The 17,242-nt window shown below is 72.3% G+C and carries 12 protein-coding genes; 7 read left to right on the top strand and 5 right to left on the bottom strand.

What is annotated here, in order from left to right:
* The first annotated feature begins 312 nt into the window (after window positions 1-312).
* The 5 genes from ACZ45E_RS06300 (at window position 313) to ACZ45E_RS06320 (ending at window position 6,607) form a co-directional block, all read left to right on the top strand.
* Entirely contained in the window at window positions 313-1,266 is a 954-nt protein-coding gene (locus ACZ45E_RS06300) for an ABC transporter ATP-binding protein (protein ID WP_468217230.1), read from the top strand.
* On the top strand, window positions 1,266-1,985 hold the full coding sequence (locus ACZ45E_RS06305) for an ABC transporter permease (RefSeq protein WP_468217232.1): 720 nt from the start codon (window positions 1,266-1,268) through the stop codon (window positions 1,983-1,985). The genes ACZ45E_RS06300 and ACZ45E_RS06305 overlap by 1 nt, the downstream gene beginning before the upstream one ends.
* Before the next feature lie 79 nt (window positions 1,986-2,064).
* On the top strand, window positions 2,065-3,324 hold the full coding sequence (locus ACZ45E_RS06310) for a sensor histidine kinase (protein WP_468218230.1): 1,260 nt from the start codon (window positions 2,065-2,067) through the stop codon (window positions 3,322-3,324).
* Window positions 3,325-4,651: 1,327 nt separating this feature from the next.
* A complete protein-coding gene (locus ACZ45E_RS06315) occupies window positions 4,652-5,830 on the top strand; it encodes a helix-turn-helix transcriptional regulator (RefSeq protein ID WP_468217234.1) in 1,179 nt (392 codons plus the stop codon).
* Between the two features lie 135 nt (window positions 5,831-5,965).
* The gene (locus ACZ45E_RS06320) at window positions 5,966-6,607 is read left to right on the top strand and encodes a response regulator (RefSeq protein WP_468217236.1); all 642 of its coding nucleotides are present in this window, start codon (window positions 5,966-5,968) and stop codon (window positions 6,605-6,607) included.
* Window positions 6,608-6,689: 82 nt separating this feature from the next.
* Here ACZ45E_RS06320 and ACZ45E_RS06325 read toward each other — a convergent pair whose 3' ends face one another.
* Window positions 6,690-8,192, bottom strand: a complete 1,503-nt coding sequence (locus ACZ45E_RS06325) for an MFS transporter (protein ID WP_468217237.1) — start codon at window positions 8,190-8,192, stop codon at window positions 6,690-6,692.
* 158 nt (window positions 8,193-8,350) lie between these two features.
* On the opposite strand from ACZ45E_RS06325, the gene ACZ45E_RS06330 reads away from it, so the two are divergent.
* Window positions 8,351-8,908: a GNAT family N-acetyltransferase gene (locus ACZ45E_RS06330; protein WP_468218232.1), complete on the top strand. Its 558-nt coding sequence runs from the start codon at window positions 8,351-8,353 to the stop codon at window positions 8,906-8,908.
* Between the two features lie 3 nt (window positions 8,909-8,911).
* Here ACZ45E_RS06330 and ACZ45E_RS06335 read toward each other — a convergent pair whose 3' ends face one another.
* The 4 genes from ACZ45E_RS06335 to ACZ45E_RS06350 form a co-directional block, all read right to left on the bottom strand.
* Window positions 8,912-10,111: a lipid-transfer protein gene (locus ACZ45E_RS06335; protein WP_468217238.1), complete on the bottom strand. Its 1,200-nt coding sequence runs from the start codon at window positions 10,109-10,111 to the stop codon at window positions 8,912-8,914.
* A 58-nt stretch (window positions 10,112-10,169) separates the two neighbouring features.
* The gene (locus tag ACZ45E_RS06340) at window positions 10,170-11,351 is read right to left on the bottom strand and encodes an acyl-CoA dehydrogenase family protein (RefSeq protein ID WP_468217240.1); all 1,182 of its coding nucleotides are present in this window, start codon (window positions 11,349-11,351) and stop codon (window positions 10,170-10,172) included.
* 89 nt (window positions 11,352-11,440) lie between these two features.
* Entirely contained in the window at window positions 11,441-12,649 is a 1,209-nt protein-coding gene (locus tag ACZ45E_RS06345; RefSeq protein ID WP_468217242.1) for a CaiB/BaiF CoA transferase family protein, read from the bottom strand.
* A 187-nt stretch (window positions 12,650-12,836) separates the two neighbouring features.
* Window positions 12,837-15,236: an acyl-CoA dehydrogenase gene (locus ACZ45E_RS06350; RefSeq protein WP_468217245.1), complete on the bottom strand. Its 2,400-nt coding sequence runs from the start codon at window positions 15,234-15,236 to the stop codon at window positions 12,837-12,839.
* Between the two features lie 247 nt (window positions 15,237-15,483).
* Here ACZ45E_RS06350 and ACZ45E_RS06355 point away from each other — a divergent pair, with 247 nt between their 5' ends.
* Window positions 15,484-17,226, top strand: a complete 1,743-nt coding sequence (locus ACZ45E_RS06355; protein ID WP_468217248.1) for an MFS transporter — start codon at window positions 15,484-15,486, stop codon at window positions 17,224-17,226.
* Window positions 17,227-17,242 lie beyond the last annotated feature (16 nt).

The following is a 17,242-nucleotide window of genomic DNA, read 5'->3' on the forward strand; positions in this document are numbered from 1 at the left end:
CAGGCGCTCCTCAGGCAGTTCGAGCTGGTCGGGCCGGTCAAGACCTCGGTGCGGCCGTCCGCACCGTCGGCCGCACCGAGGTCGTCGCGGGCCGGTTCTAGAACCTGTTTCATTCTGTCCGGCGATCCTCATGTATAGCCAAGAGCGGGTGGGTTGGGAAGGGCCGGGCCGGGCTTTTCTGACGTTACGTCAGGTGGCGGCCCTCGGCGGTCCTGGAGCCGGACATGGCAGCCGGGCATGACATTTGTACTGCCGAGGCGTGGACACCTCGCATCTGCCGCTCCCCCGCCCCCGATCCGTAGCGTCGCACCCATGACGACGAGGACGACAAAGACAGCGGACACCGGGGTCGCACCGGCCACCGGCGCCGCACCGGCCGTCTCCTTCACGGGGGCCGTCAAGACGTTCGGGGACGTACGGGCGGTCGACGGACTGCACCTGACGATCGCGGCGGGCGAGACGGTGGCGCTGCTCGGCCGCAACGGCGCGGGCAAGTCCACCGCCATCTCCCTGCTGCTCGGCCTCGACGACCCGGACGAGGGCGGCGTCGCACTGTTCGGCGCCGCGCCGCGGGACTCCGTACGGGCCGGGCGGGTCGGCGCCATGCTCCAGGAGGGCCGCGCCGTGCCCCGGGTCACCGTCGCCGAGCTGGTGGGCTTCGTGGCCGGACGGTACCCGGCACCGATGGACGTGACCGAGGCGCTGCGGCTCGCCGGGGTCGAGGAGCTGGCCGGGCGCCGCGTCGACAAGCTGTCGGGCGGCCAGACACAGCGGGTGCGGTTCGCCGTGGCACTGGCCGGGAACCCGGCGCTGATCGTGCTCGACGAGCCGACCGCCGCGCTCGACGTCGAGGCACGGCACGCCTTCTGGGCGTCGATGCGAGCCTTCACCCGACGCGGCCACACGGTCCTGTTCTCCACGCACTACCTGGAGGAGGCCGACGCCAACGCGGACCGGATCGTCGTGATCGACCACGGCCGGGTCGTCGCCGACGGCAGCGGTGAGGAGCTGCGCCGGGCGGGCGGCGGCAGCCTGGTCTGCTTCGACCTGGCGGGCGGCGGCTCGGAGGGGCTGGTCGCGCTGCCGGGCGTGCTCTCGGTGGAGATCCGCGGCGACCGGGCGCGGCTGCGCAGCGAGGACTCGGACGCGACGGTCGTGGCGCTGGCCGCCATGGGCGCCGTACGGAACCTGGAGGTCGCCCCCGCCTCCCTCGACGACGCCTTCATGGCGCTGACCGCGGACCCCCGCGACCTGGAGCGTGTGTGATGTGGGACTACCTGCGGCTCGAAGTACGGCGCACGCTGCGCGACGGGAAGTTCGTGGTCGGCACGGTCGCCATGCCCGTGATGATGTACCTCCTCTTCACCAACCTCGGCCAGGACGCCGACGGCGGCTGGAAGACGGCGTCGATGGTCGGCATGGCGGCGTACGGAGCGCTCGGCGCGGCCCTGAACACGGGCGCCGGGGTCGCCGAGGACAAGGCGATCGGCTGGCTGCGGCAACTGCGGATCACCCCGATGACCCCGCGCCAGGGCGTGCTCGGGCGGGCCCTGACCGGCGCGGTGACGGTGCTGCCCGCGATCACGGTGGTGCTGCTCGCGGGCGCCCTCGTCAACGGCGTACGGATGGACGCCTGGAAGTGGCCGGTTGTCGCGCTGCTGCTGTGGGCGGGGTCGCTGCCCTTCACCATGCTGGGCCTCGGCAACGGCTACCGGCTCACCTCGCAGGCCATGGGCGGCATCAACATGCTCTGCTATCTGGGGCTCGCGGTGCTCGGCGGCCTGTGGTTCCCGGTGGAGCTGTTCCCGGGCTGGCTCCAGCACGTCTCGTCCTTCACCCCGACCAACCGCTTCGCGCAGCTCGGCACGGCGGTCGCCGACGGTCACGCCCCCTCTCTCGCGGCTCTCGGCGTACTCCTCGGCTGGCTGCTGGCCTTCGGTTCGTACGCTGTGGTCTCGTACCGCAGGTCCGCACGGACCATCTGAACGGCATGACGGGGACGGCCGGGACGGCGGCGGGGCGGCGGGGGCCGCGGGGACGACGGAGGATCGGAGAGTGACGGACATGTCCTGGTGGTCCAGGGTCAACTGTCGGTTCCAGGAGCTGCGCGCGACGCAGACCGAGTGGAAGGCCGAGAACGAGCGCGTGAAGGCGGAGCGCAGGGCGCGCGGCGAGCACGGCCGGCCGCCGGAGGAGCTGGGCCCGCCGCCGACCGGCTTCGCGCTGCTGCCGTGGCTGCTGATGGGCATGGGCGCCTTCTCGAACATCGTCCAGGGCAGGACCGGCAGCCCGTGGCTGGCCGGCCTGGGCCTGCTGACCTTCAACTCCCTCTACATCTACGTGGTGTTCAGGGCGTTCCACCACAAGACGCGCAACGCGGTCTCGACGCGGGCCGCGCTGGCCCTGATGACGGTGCTGACCTGCGCCCTGGTGGGCGGTTTCGGCGGCAGCTGGGTGGCGTTCTTCCCGCTGCTCGGGCTCGCCGCCGGCGCGATCGTGCGCGGCCCGCACCTCGGGAAGGCCGGCCTGGGCCTGACCGCCCTCGCCGGGGTGGTGTCCGGGCTGAAGGAGGGCTGGGACGCGGTCGGGGTCGTGTACGGCACGTTCCTCTCGATGATGGTGACGGCGGCGATCCTGTCGCTGTCCGAGGCGGTACGTGAACTGCGGGCGGCCCGGGAGGAGTTGGCGCGCCGCGCGGTCGAGAAGGAGCGGCTGCGCTTCTCCCGCGACCTGCACGATCTGCTCGGCCACACGCTGTCGGTGATCGTGGTGAAGTCGGAGGCCGCGCGGCGGCTCGCGCCGCGCAGCATGGAGGCGGCCCTGGAGCAGGTCTCCGACATCGAGGCGGTGGGCCGCCAGGCGCTCACCGAGATCCGCGAGGCCGTCACCGGGTACCGGGAGGGCAGCCTCGCCACCGAGCTGGACCGGGCGCGCTCCGCTCTCACCGCCGCCGGTATCGAGCCGGTCGTACGCCAGTCGGGGCCGCCGCTCTCCGCGCAGACGGAGGCGCTGCTCGGCTGGGTGGTGCGGGAGGCGGTGACGAACGCGGTGCGCCACAGCGCGGCCACCACGTGCACGATCTCGGTCGAGGGCGCGGTGGAGCGGGTGCGGCTGCGGGTGGCGGACGACGGGACGGGCCCGGCCGCGCCGCCCCGCCCCGGGATCGGCGGCACCGGCCTGAAGGGCCTCACCGAGCGGCTCGCGGCGGCGGGCGGTTCCCTGGAGGCGGGACCCGGCGCGCGGGGCGGATTCGTGGTGCGGGCCGAACTGCCCGCCGGGGAGCCGGAGTCGGTGCCGGGCGCCGCGCTGGCGGGGAGTGTCTGAGGGTCCGCGTGACCCACCTCCCCGTGGGCGACAGTCATCACTGACCAGACTGAAGCCGTAAGGGCGTCATGGGTACGGGCACACCTGCGGCACCGGCACGGGCCCATCGGGTCGCGCCCGGCGCCACCGGCGCAGGGGCGCTGATGCCCGGCATGGACAGCGGTCAGCCACGACGGGGCCGGTTCTGACCCTGGGTTCAAAGGTCCCGGTTGGGCTGGTCAGTCGCCTAGACGAGGGTCCACCCGCATATTCATGTGACATGCGCCACACAAGCGCCTTCGTTTCGAAGGGAGGGGTCTAGACCCCTTCGGCGTGATCAATCACGGGCGCTTGCGCGCAAGTGAAAGGGGCGGCTCCCGAGGGCCACCCCTTCACGATTTTCCGGGAGCCGTTGCAGCGACTTCCCAGGTCATTCAGTTGCATCCACGCTCGGACTGGTGCGCCGAACTCATAGATCGGATACACCCCTTCAAGCGCGGGGCGACCGGCCTACACGTCGGAGTGTGTCGTCTGGCGCCGTTGTACGTATAGCCGCAGTCACCCACTCGTATGACGCCGTAAGCGCGCGGACAATCCTTATCAATCCGATCAACGTCGCCGCACCTCTGTGACCTGCATTGACATCACCCACCGACGCCTTTTGTCATGACAGGAAGATCGCGGGTTGTTCAGGTAGCAATATCTGCGCCGTAATCAAAAAGTGAGCCCGTTATGCCCTTTTAGGGGTAGTTAAAAGCGGAATTCTAAATTCCCTTTGCCGTTACTTACCGGTACGCAAAAAGCTTGCGACGCGGCGGTCGATCTGATGTCCGGTTTAATCGAATGCGGCGGTACTCGATTGCAGTCGAGTACCGCTCGGACTGGTGAGACGGAGGCCTCCGGGCCGCACGTCATGGCGCTCGCTCCTTTACGGAGGGGCGAGCGCGCCGACTCAGATGGATCTTGCCGACGGTTCGCCGCCGACAAGCCGAAACGGGAGCAAGGATGCCTCCGAAGAACAGTGACACCGGGCGGTACACACCGTCCTGGCGATCCATTTTGATGATCTTGGTGGTCCTGGGCGGAATCTGCGGAGTGATCTGCCTACTGGTCGCGCTGGGCTTGCCCGTAGGTGCGGCGATCGGTGCGGTGGGCGGTCTCGTGGCTGCCTCCGTCGCGGTGGTGCACCCGCAGCAGCGCCCCCATGACCCCCCGCGTGAGCAGCGCCCGCCTGCGGGCCTCTCGGTCCCGGGCGAGGGGGTGCTCCCGTCGGGAAGCCTTCCGGCACCCCCGCTCCCGCCCGACCGGAAGCCGGCCGTGGAGACAGGCGAGGAAGGAGCGGAGCGGCGTGGGACGGCCTGAGACCCCGATCTCCCCGAGCGCGCCGCAGGCCCTCCGCGCCTTCGCGGAGGGCCTGCGGGCCCTGCGCCGTGAGGCCGGCCTGAACTACCGGACCATGGGCAAGGTGGCCGGGGTCTCCTCGACGGCGCTGTCACAGGCGGCCTCGGGGAACCGGCTGCCGACCGAGGCGGTCGTCACCGCCTATGTCACGGCATGCGGTGGGAGCAGCCGGGAGTGGCTCCAGGAGCGGCGGGCGGTGGAATTCAGGCTGCAGGAAGCCGCGTCACTCGCCCAGGCGCCTGTGAGCGCCGTACCGCCCGCACCCGCGGTTCTCCGAGAGGGAGGAGTCGTGCCGCGGCGATCGCGGAGGCATTGGGACCGGAACCTGGCTGCGGCAGGAGAGCGTGCCAGGTCCTTGCCTCATCAGATGTGGTGCAGAGCGCTCGCCGGGGTCCTGCGTGACGTCGGGTACGAGCGGGCAGGTGGTTCAGTTCTTGCGAGCCTTCAAGTCCTGAGCGGCCTGAACGTCGTCAGCGAGTCATTCGTGTCGAGGCAGTTGCTGGCCCTGAACGTTCCGGATCTGGTGCGCGAGAGCCTGTGCACAGGGCTTGGCGCGGCCATGGCGGAGCTGCCGGGTTCGCGCGGGGGCGGGAGCATCGTCGAATCGAGCGCGAAGTCGGACGAGGAGCACGGGACGCCGGTTCCGTTCGAGGCCATGGCCGCGACCCATCCGGGTCGTCGTCCTGAGCTTGAACTCGTCGCGTTACCAGGGGAGTTCATACGAGAACTGCGTCGTGCGCTCACCGTCTCCGGCAAGTCGTTCCGTCAGCTCAGCAAGGCGTCCCACATTCCGCCGAGCACGATCAGCGATCTCATTCGTCCGACCAAGAGCCTGAGCGGAGATGTCCGGCTGCCGTCCTTGGACCTGGTGACCCGGTTACTGACAGCCTGCGGCGTGACTCCGTTGGAGATGACCTACTACGAGCAGGCGTTGAGGCGGGTGCAGAAGGTCGAGATCGAGCTCAGCGACCGTCAGGCCCGACCGCCTGCGCCGAAGACGCCACCGCTCCTGCGGGGCAGGTTCGGTTCGCTGTCCTTCACGAATCGGGTCAGCGTGCTGATGCTCGTACTGGCAACGCTCGTGGTCGGGATGTCATCCGTGTACACCGTCATGTTGGTGAAATAGGCCGAAACCGCACTGCCCTGAGCGGAAGGGCCCGGAGGCGCAGCCGCGCCTCCGGATCCGGTGACACCGGTTCCATGTCCGCGCCCCTAGGGCTTCCTGCCCTCTGACCAGCGGCTCCGCACCTACTCTTGTCACATGGACGAGATGCCGCGAGACCATCGGCCGGCCAAGAGCGTGCGTCTGCTGCTCGCGGAGGACCAGGGGATGATGCGGGGCGCGCTGGCGCTGCTGCTCGGCCTTGAGGCGGACATGGAGGTCGTCGCGCAGGTCGCGACGGGTGACGTCATCGTCGACAAGGCGTTGGAGTGCCGCCCCGACGTGGCCCTCCTCGATATCGAGCTGCCCGGCCGCAGCGGTCTGGACGCCGCCGCCGACCTGCGCGAGGAGGTGCCGGACTGCCGGGTGCTGATCCTCACCACGTTCGGGCGGCCCGGGTATCTGCGCCGGGCGATGGAGGCGGGCGCCGCGGGGTTCCTGGTCAAGGACGGGCCCGTCGAGGATCTCGCCGAGTCGATCCGCAAGGTGCTGCGCGGCGAGACGGTCATCGATCCGGCGCTCGCGGCCGCCGCGCTGAGTGCGGGGCCGAACCCGTTGACGGCCCGGGAGGCGGATGTGCTGCGGGCGTCCGCGGACGGGGCGACCGTCTCCGACGTGGCCGGGAAACTGCACCTCTCGGAGTCGACGGTCCGCAACTACTTGTCCGCGGCGATCGGCAAGACCGGCACCCGGAACCGGATGGAGGCGCTCCGCGAAGCGCGTCAGCAGGGCTGGGTGTAGGCCCGGGGCCCCGCCCCCGGGACGCGCACCTCCGTGCGCTGCCCCAGGGGCGCACAGCGGTGCGGCCCAAGCCCCTGCTCCGCTACTCCGTGGTGGCGCGGCCGCGCGGCATCCACACCAGCAGCACCACGACGGCCACCACCAAGATCCCCGCCCCGCAGAGGAACGCCCCCGCATAGCCGCGGGTCAGCGCGGCAGGACCCGACGAGCCCGCGGAGCGGCTCGCCGCGACGGTCGACAGGATCGCGAGCCCCAGCGAACCCCCGAGGGTCCGGCTCGTGTTGATGAGCCCGGAGACGAGCCCCGCGTCACCCGGCGCCGCCCCGGACGTGGCCAGCGACGCGAGCGGGGTCATCGCGAACCCGGCGCCGGCCATCATCACGATCCCGGGCAGCATGATCGTCGTGACGTACGAGCCGTCCGCGCTCATCGTGGACTGCCATCCGAACCCGGCGGCGGTCACGACGACACCGGCCACCGCGACGTTGCGCGCCCCGAACACCGGCATCAGCCGCGGCGCGATCTTCGAGCCCGCAACGACCGCGAGCGAGCTGGGCACGAGCGCCAGGCCCGCCTCGACGGGGCTGTAGCCGAGCACGTTCTGCGCGTACAGCGTCATGAAGAACCACATGGCGAAGCTGCCCATGCCGCAGACGAACATCGCCGCGTTGGCCGCGGCCACGGCCCGCGCCCTGAAGAGGCCGAGCGGCATCAGCGGCAGCCGCGTACGGGCCTCGACGACCAGGAACCCCGCGATCAGCGCGAGCGCGATGCCCAGCGGCACCAGCGTCGGGGCGGCGCCCCAGCCCTCCGCCTCGGTCTGCACGATGGCGTACGCGAGGGTGGCCGTGCCCGCCGTCACGAGGAGCGCGCCCGGCAGGTCGAGCCGGCGTTCGCCGCCCGCCCTGGACTCGCGGATCCAGCGCGCGGCGGCCGCGAGGACCACGGCGCCGAGGGGCACGTTGATGAGCAGCACCCAGCGCCAGTTCAGGCCCTCGGTGAGGACGCCGCCGACCAGCCCGCCGGCCGCGCCGCCGCCCGCGCCGACGGCGGTCCAGGTCGCTATCGCCCGGGCCCGCGCCGCGCCTTCCGGTACGGCGGAGGTGAGGATCGTGAGGGTGGACGGGGCGAGCACGGCGGCGCCGAGTCCCTGCACGGCCCGCGCGGCGAGGAGCTGCCAGTCGTCCTGGGCGAGGCCGCCCGCCAGCGAGGCGAGGGTGAACAGGCCGAGGCCGACCAGGAACATCCGTTTGCGGCCGAAGAGGTCCCCCGCCCGGCCGCCGAGCAGCATGAACCCGGCGAAGGCGATCGAGTACGCGTTGACGACCCACTGGAGTCCGGTCGGGCTCAGTCCGAGGTCGGCGCGCATCGACGGCAGGGCGACGTTCACGACGGAGACGTCGAGGACGACGAGGAACTGCCCGGCACACGCCACGGCCACCACCAGCCAGGCGGGGGGCGCGGGCCGGTGGGCGCGTAGACCGGCGCGGGGTTCGGCGCCGGGCCGGGCGGCGCCGGGTGCGGTGTCGGGCCCGGACTCGGACGGGGGTTCGGTCTCGGATGAGGTCTGCGGCATGAGTGTCATGGTCGCAGCCCAGCCGCACCCCGTACATCAGGATTTCGGTGCACCGGTCACGGGCCGGAGGTCTACTCCCCTGGACCTAGGTCCCGCGGGCCTGGGTCCAGGGCCCGGGCCCCCTTGTCCGGTGATCGTCTGTCGCGCAGACTCGCCGGATGACCAGGATGACCACGACGCCCTTCTCCCTCAAGCCCGTCCTGACCGGCGACAGGGTCGTCCTGCGCCCCTTCACCGAGGACGACGCGGAGGTCATGGCCGGGATTCTCGAGGACCCCGAGCTGCTCTACTTCACCGGGGGCGACCCGACCCCGTTCAGCCGGGCGCACCTGCGCTCCTGGTACGGCTCCCGATCCACGCAGCAGGACCGTCTCGACCTGGCCGTGACCGACGCGGCCACCGGTGAGCTGGTCGGCGAGGTCGTGCTCAGCGAGTGGGTGCCGGAGCACCGCTGCTGTACGTTCCGGACGCTGATCGGCCCCCGCGGGCGTGGGCGTGGCCTCGGCACGGAGGCGGTCCGGCTCATCGTCGGGCACGGGTTCGAGGCGCTCGGCATGCACCGTATCCAGCTGGCGGCGTACACGGACAACGGCCGGGCCCGGCACGTCTACGAGAAGGCGGGCTTCGTCGTCGAGGGCGTCCGCCGCCACGTCGAGCTGCGGGACGGGGTGTGGCGCGACGAGGTGCTGATGGCGGTACTCGCCGACGAGTGGCGGGCCGGCTGAGCGTCAGGCCCCCGGGGGCCGCCGCACCAGGGTGACCACCGCGGCGCCGCCGAGCCCGATGTTGTGCGCGAGTCCGACGCGGGCGCCTGGGACCTGGCGAGTACCGGCCTCACCCCGCAACTGCCAGGTGAGTTCGGCGAGTTGGGCGATGCCGGTGGCGCCGAGGGGGTGCCCCTTCGAGATGAGGCCGCCGGAGGGGTTCACGACCCAGCGGCCGCCGTACGTGGTCGCGCCCGACTCGACGAGCTTGCCGGAGTCGCCCGCCTCGCACATGCCGAGCGCTTCGTAGGTCAGCAGTTCGTTGACCGAGAAGCAGTCGTGGAGCTCGATGACGTCGACGTCGTCGATGCCGAGCCCGGAGCTCGCGTACACCTGGCGCGCCGCCTCCCGCGACATCGGTTGCCCGACCACGTCGATGCACGAGCCCGACGCGAACGACTCCTCGGTGTCCGTCGTCATCGCCTGGGCGACGATCTCCACGGCCCGTTCCCCGAGGCCCCGTTGGTCCACGAAGCGCTCCGAGACGACGACGGCCGCCGCCGCGCCGTCGGAGGTCGGCGAGCACTGGAGCCTGGTGAGCGGCTGGTGGATCGGCTTCGCGGCGAGGATCTCGTCGACGGTGTACGCCTCCTGGAACTGGGCGTAGGGGTTGCCGACGGAGTGCCGGTGGTTCTTCGCGCCGACCGCCGCGAGCTGTGCCTCGGTCGTGCCGTACTTCGCCATGTGCTCGCGCGCCGCGTCGCCGAAGATCTGGGCGGTGGGCGGGCTCGCCTCGAAGCCGTGCCGGGCGGCCATGACGCCGTAGTGCCGGGCGACGGGCGAGGTGGCGAAGTCACCGCCGTCGGCGCCGCCGCCCAGGGCGCCGCGCCGCATCTTCTCGAAGCCGAGCGCGAGCACGCAATCGCCCGCTCCGCCCTCCACGAACTGCCGCGCGAGCATCAGCGCGGTCGATCCGGTGGCACAGTTGTTGTTGACGTTGTAGACGGGGACGCCGGTCAACCCCAGTTCGTAGGCGGCCCGTTGGCCCGCCGTCGACGCCTGGAAGCAGTAGCCGACGGCGACCTGCCGTACGTCCTGGTAGGTGATGCCCGCGTCGGCGAGCGCCGCGTTCCCCGCCTCCCCGGCCATGTCCCAGTACTGCCACTCGCGGCTCTCGGGCTTCTCGAACCGGGTCATGCCGACGCCGACGATGTACGACCTCATGGCTGCACGCCTCCTGCCAGTAACTGACGGTGCGTCAGATACTGGCAGGGGCAGCCCGTCAGCGGAAGGCCGCGTGACCCGTCAGCGCCTGGCCGAGGGCGAGGGTGTGCATCTCGGTGGTCCCCTCGTACGTCAGCACGGACTCCAGGTTGTTGGCGTGCCGGATCACCGGGTACTCCAGCGAGATGCCGTTCGCGCCGAGGATCGTGCGGGCGGTGCGGCAGATCTCGATGGCCTCGCGGACGTTGTTCAGCTTGCCGAAGCTGATCTGGGCCGGGTGGACGCCGGCGGGCGAGTCCTTCAGGGCGGACAGCTGGAGCGCGGTCAGTGTCGCCTTGTGGAGTTCGAGCGCCATGTCGACCAGCTTCTGCTGCGTGAGCTGGAACGCGGCGATCGGCTTGCCGAACTGCTCGCGCTGCACGGCGTAGTCGCGCGCCGCCTGCCACGCCGAGCGGGCCGCGCCCGTCACGCCCCAGACGATGCCGTAGCGGGCCTCGTTCAGGCAGGTCAGCGGCGCGCCGACACCGCGCGCCCCGGGCAGCTGGGCGGTGGCGGGCAGCCGTACGCCGTCCAGGACCAGCTCACTCGTCACCGACGCGCGCAGCGACATCTTGTGCTTGATGAGCGGCGCCGAGAAGCCGGGGGCGGAGGTCGGGACGACGAATCCCCGTACGCCGTCCTCGGTCTGCGCCCAGACCACGGCGACGGCCGCCACCGAACCGTTCGTGATCCACATCTTGCGGCCGTCGAGCACCCAGTCGTCGCCGTCGCGGCGGGCCCGCGTCGTCATGGACGCCGGGTCGGAGCCGTGGTCGGGCTCGGTCAGGCCGAAGCAGCCGATGGCCTCACCCGCGGCCATCCTCGGCAGCCACTCCTGCTTCTGCTCCTCCGAGCCGAAACGGTGGATCGCGAACATGGCGAGGGAGCCCTGCACCGAGACGAACGAGCGCAGACCGGAGTCGGTGGCCTCCAGCTCGCGGCAGGCGATGCCGTACGCGCGGGCCGACATGCCCGCGCAGCCGTACCCCTCCAGGTGCATGCCGAGCAGGCCCATGCTGCCGAACTCCCGGGCCAGTCCGGGCAGGTCCGGCAGCTCGCCGGTCTCGAACCACTCGGCGATGTGCGGCTCCACCTTGTCGTCGAGGAACTGGCGGACGGTGTCGCGCACGGCCCGCTCCTCGTCGGTCAGGAGGGCTTCGAGGTTCAGCGGGTCGACGGGGTCGAGGGCGGCGAACGGCATGGGGCTCAGGCTCCTTGAGGGTGGTCTTCGAACGGGTCGGTCGGGGACAGGATCAGGAAGCGGGCAGGTTCAGGAAGAGGCGGGCAGGTTCAGGAGGAGGCGGGCAGGTTCAGGAGGTGGTCGATCTCCTCCTCCCCGTACCCGAGTTCGGCGAGTATGTCGCGGCTCTGCTGCCCGAGCGTGGGTGGGGCGCTGCGCACGGGCGGGCGCTCGCCGCGGAAGGTGACGGGGAACGCGACCTGCTGGAGCGGCCCCACCACCGGGTGGTCGACCTTGCGCACCATGCCGAGCGCGGCGGTCTGCGGGCAGTCGTAGACCTCGTCGAGGGTGCGGATGGCGGCGACGGGGACGCCGAGCGGTTTCAGCAGGGCGATCCAGTGCGCGACCGGCTCGTCGACGAGGACCGCCGCCAGCTTGGCGTTGAGGGCGTCCCGGTGCGTGACCCGGTCGCGGTTGGTCGCGAACCGCGGGTCGTCCGCCCACCGCTCGTGGCCGAGGGCGCCGGCCAGGCGGCGGAAGAGGGCGTCGTTGCCGACCGCGATCACGAAGTGGCCGTCGGCGGCCCGGTACGCCTGGTACGGGACGAGGCTGGGGTGGCCCGAGCCGAGCCGGGTGGGGCGCTCGCCGGTGGCGAAGTAGCCGGTGGCCCAGTTGATGTGCAGGGCGAGCTGGGACTCGTACAGGGAGGTGGTGACGTACTGGCCGCGGCCGGTGCGGCCGCGCTCGACGAGGGCCGAGGTGACGCCGATGAGGCCGAAGAGGGCGGCGCCGAGGTCGCCCATCGCGTAACCGGCCTTGACCGGGGGTCCGTCCGGCTCGCCGGTGAGGGACATCAGTCCTGCGCTCGCCTGCGCCACCATGTCGTAGCCGGGCTCGTCGCGCAGGGGCCCGGTGTCACCGAACGCCGATATGTGCAGGATGACCAGGTGCGGATAGCGGGCGCTGAGCTCCTGGTAGTCGAAGAGGCGGGCGAGGGTGGAGCCGGGACGGAAGTTCTCGACCATCACGTCCGCGCCGGCGAGCATCCGGTGCACGGCTTCCTGGCCGCCGGGCGAGGTGAGGTCGAGGGTCACCGAGCGTTTGCCGCGGTTGGCCGCCAGGTAGTACGTGGCGTCGGGGCCGTTGAAGGGCGGGCCCCAGGAGCGGGTGGGGTCGCCACCGTCGGGGTGCTCGACCTTGATGACGTCGGCGCCGAGGTCGGCGAGGGACATGGTGGCGTAGGGGCCCGCGAGGATCTTGGAGAGGTCGACGACCTTCGTGCCCTTCAGGGGCGCCGGTGGGGTCTCGGGCTCGGACACGGGCGTTCTCCAAGGGGTCGTGAACGGCGCGCGGTGCGCGGGACCAGTCCACCATCCGTCAGCGCGGCGGACCGGTCCAGGGCGGGCCCGTCCGCTCCGCCTCGCCCCGGGGCCTCCCTGGACGTACGTGGCCTTGTGCCCGGTGCGGCGAGTGGGGATGCCCCCGGGGGGACTTTCGACACACGCCCTAGTCGCGCGGCAGCCCCAGGATCCGTTCGGCCACCACGTTGAGCTGCACCTGGGTCGTGCCGCCCGCGATGGTCAGGCACCGCGACAACAGGAAGCCGTGCAGCGCGCGCTCCCCCGCCCCCTCGCGGAGCGCGCCCGCGGGGCCGAGGAGCTCCAGGGCCAGTTCGGCGACCTTCTGCTGGTGCGGGGTCTGGACCAGCTTGCGGACGGACGCCCCGGCGCCGGGCTCCTCCCCGGCGACCTGCCGCATCGTCGTACGCAGGCCGATGCAGCCGAGCGCGTGCGCCTCCGCCGCGAGGGCACCGATCCGCGCCCGGTACGCACCGTCCAGACCGGCGGCCCGGGCCAGGAGCGCTTCGAGGCCCGTGTCGAAGGTCAACTGGTCGGCCATGTGGACCCGTTCGTTGCCGAGCGTGTGCCGGGCCACCCGCCAGCCGTCGTCGACCTCGCCGACCACCGCGTCGGCGGGCAGCAGGACGTCGTCGAAGTAGACCTCGTTGAAGAGGGAGTCGCCGGTGATCTCGCGCAGCGGGCGGATGTCGATGCCGTCGGTGTTCTTCATGTCGACGAGGAAGTAGGTGAGCCCCTTGTGCTTGGGGGCGGCGGGGTCGGTACGGGCCAGCAGGATGCCGTGGTCCGCCCATTGCGCGGCGCTCGTCCACACCTTCTGGCCGTTGATCCGCCAGCGCCCCTCCCCGGTCCGTTCGGCGCGGGTGCGCAGCGACGCCAGGTCCGAGCCCGCGCCGGGCTCGGAGAACAGCTGGCACCACAGGAGGTCGCCGCGGATGGTCGGCGGGAGGAAGCGGACGCGCTGCGCCTGCGTGCCGTACGCGAGGAGGGAGGGGACGACCCAGGTGGCGATGCCGAGATCGGCGACGCGCACTCCGGCCGCCCTCAACTCCTGCTGCACGGCGAGCTGTTGGACCGGCCCGGCGCCGAGCCCGTACGGCGGCGGCAGGTGCGGTGCCGCGTACCCGGTCGGCGCGAGCGCGCGGCGCGCGGCGGCCGGGTCGAGGCCGCGGGCCCGCTCGGCGACCGCGCGGGCCCGTTCCCGGTGGGCGTCCGCCTCGGCGGGCAGGGCGAACCGCAGTTCGCGGCGGGCCCCGGACTCGGCGAGGCGCACGGCCCGCAGCCGGTGCGTGTCGCCGGCGCCGATGAGCTGCCGGGCGACGACGGCCCGGCGCAGGTGGAGATGGGCGTCGTGTTCCCAGGTGAAGCCGGTGCCGCCGAGGATCTGGATGCAGTCCTTGGCGCAGCTGTACGCGGCGTCGAGGGCGGTCCCCGCGGCGAGCGCGGCGGCCAGCCCCCGCACACCGACCGCGTCCCCGTCCTCACCACGCCCGGCACCGTCGCGCTTCCGGACCGCACCCTCCTCCTCGCCACGCCCGACCCCGTCGCGCCTCCCGTCGGTACCCTCCTCGCCGGTACCGACCTCCTCGCCGGTACCGCCCTTCCCCTCGGCGCCGCACTCCTCGCCGGTACCGCCTCTCTCACCGGCACCACCCTCCCCCTCGGCACCGCCTCCCTCGCCCGCACCGCCCTCCTCGCCCGGCGCGAGCGCCCGCGCCGCGTCCCACACCAGGGCGCTCGCCTGCTCGACCCGGACGAGCATGTCGGCGCAGAGGTGCTTGACGCCCTGGAACTGTCCGATGGGGCGCCCGAACTGCTCGCGCACCTTGGCGTGTTCGGCGGCGGTGTGCAGGGCCCAGGCGGCGGTGCCGCACGCGTCGGCGGAGAGCAGGACCGCCGCGAGGTCGCGGACGAGGGTGGCGTCCACGGCGAGGACCCGGCCCGCGGGGACGAGGGCGCCCGCCGCGACGACCTCGGCGGTGGGCCGGGTCGGGTCGGCGCTCTCCTGCCCCCGCACGGCGAGCCCCGGCGTGCGGGCGTCCACGGCCAGCCATACGACGCCGTCGGCGCCCCTGGCCGCCAGGACGAGCAGATCGGCGTCGGCGCCGGTCAGTACGGGCGGTGCGGCCCCGTCGAGGGTCAGCCCCCCGGGCCCCGCGACGGCGCCGAGCCCGCCGGGCCCGAACGCGACGGCGCCGATCCGCTCCCCGCGGGCCAGCGCCCCGGCGAGGTCACGCCGCCCCGCCCGCCGCAGCACCTCGGCGGCCAGCACGCTGCCGAGGTACGGGCCGGGCAGCGCCGCCCGGCCCGCCTCCTCGACGACCACCGCGAGGTCGAGCAGGGTCCCGCCCCCGCCGCCGCAGGACTCCGGCAGGTGCACCCCGAGCAGGCCCTGCCCGGCGAGCCCCTCCCAGAAGGGCGGGCGGGGGCCGGGCGCGGCCGGGGCGTCGAGCAGCTTGCGCACCTCGTCGGGGGGCACGGCGCGCGCGATCCAGCCCCGTACGGCGTCCGCGAGCTCCCGCTGTTCCTGCGTGATGGCGATGCCCATGCGGCGCACGGTAGAACACGTTCCAGTGGAGCGGAAGACCGCATCTGACGGTAGGTCAGAAAACCCGGGACCTGAGCACATGTAAACAAAAGGTCAAGGTTTGCCCTCGTACGATGATCGTCGGAATAGTCGCCTCGGGAAACAGGTTCGAGTTACACGCAACCTGCCCGCACGCCGACGCCCGCGCGCCCACCGCCGTACGCGCACCTTCGCCGTTACCGAGACCGCCTTCCGGAGGCCCTTCTCCATGTCCCAGCCGACGACCACCACGCGCCGAACAGGCGGTGTCGTCCCCGTCCTCGCCTTCGCCGGCATCGTCGTAGCGGTCATGCAGACGCTGCTCGTGCCGGTGATCAAGGACCTGCCCGAGCTGCTGAGCACCGCGCCCACCAACGCCACCTGGGTCCTGACCGCGACGCTGCTCGCCGGCGCCGTGGCCACCCCGATCATGGGCCGCCTCGGCGACCTCGCGGGCAAGCGCAGGATGCTGCTCACCAGCCTCGCCATCATGGTGGTGGGCTCGCTGATCTGCGGCTTCACCGACCAGCTCGTCGTGATGATCGCGGGCCGCGCCCTCCAGGGCTTCGCCATGGGCGCCATCCCGCTCGGCATCGGCCTGATGCGCGACATGCTGCCGCCCGAGAAGCTCGGCTCGGCGATGGCCCTGATGTCCTCCTCCATCGGCGTCGGCGGCGGCCTCGCGCTGCCGCTCGCCGCGCTCGTCGCCCAGCACGCCGACTGGCACGCGCTGTTCTTCGGCGCCGCCGCCCTCGGCGTCGTGTCGATCGTCCTCACGCTCGTCTTCGTCCCCGAGAGCCCGCTGCGCGCCAAGGGCAGCTTCGACGTCGTGGGCGCCATCGGGCTCTCGCTCGGCCTCGTCCTCTTCCTGCTGCCGATCACCAAGGGCAGCGACTGGGGCTGGAGCAGCGGCACCACGCTCGGCCTCTTCGCCGCCGCGCTCGTCGTACTCCTCGCCTGGGGCGTCATGGAGCTGCGGCTGAAGGCCCCGCTGGTCGACCTGCGCACCACCGCCCGCCGCGAGGTGCTGCTCACCAACCTCGCCTCGATCATGGTCGGTGTCGCGTTCTACGCGATCTCCCTGGTCCTGCCGCAGCTGCTCCAGCTGCCGTCCGCCACCGGCTACGGCCTGGGCCAGTCGATGGTCGTCGCCGGTCTGTGCGTGGCGCCGCTCGGCCTGACCATGATGTTCACGGCCCCCGTCTACGCGCGCCTCTCCGCCCGCTTCGGCCCGAAGGTCACCCTCATCCTCGGCATGCTGATCATCGCGATCGGCTACGGCGCCGGGCTCGGCCTGATGAGCGCCGCCTGGCAGACCATCGTCATCTCGGTGGTCGTGGGCGCCGGTATCGGTCTCGCCTACTCCTCGCTGCCCGCGCTGATCATCGGCGCGGTGGACGCCTCCGAGACGGGCGCGGCCAACGGCCTCAACACCCTGATGCGCTCCATCGGTACGTCGGTGTCGTCGGCGGTCATCGGCATGGTCCTCGCCAACACCGCCGACCACGTGGGCGGCGCCGCCGTCCCCACGATGCACGGCTTCCGCGTCTCCTTCCTCATCGCCACCGGCGCCGTCGCGGTCGGCGTCCTGCTCGCCCTGTTCCTGCCCGGACGCCGCGCGGCCACCGTGCGCCAGCAGGTCCAGCTCCGCGCCAGCAGCGAGGAGGACGCCAACCTCGCGCGCGCCGAGGAGTCCCTCGCCGCCTTCCGCGGCCAGGTCCTGGACCCGGCGGGCCTGCCCGTCGCCCACGCCAAGGTGACGCTGATCGACCGGCGCGGCCGCCAGGCCGGTGCCGCGCTGACCGACGCCGAGGGCCGCTACGCGCTCGCGGTGCCCTCCGGCGGCTCCTACGTCCTCGCGGCCACGGCCCCGGGCCACGCCCCCCGCGCCTCGGCCGCCACGCACCACGGCGAGGACCGGCCGGTCGACGTGGATCTGGCGCTGAAGGCGGTCGCCGAATCCGTCCTGTGACGGAGTGACGGCAAGG

The sequence above is a fragment of the Streptomyces sp. NPDC030991 genome (assembly GCF_055571235.1).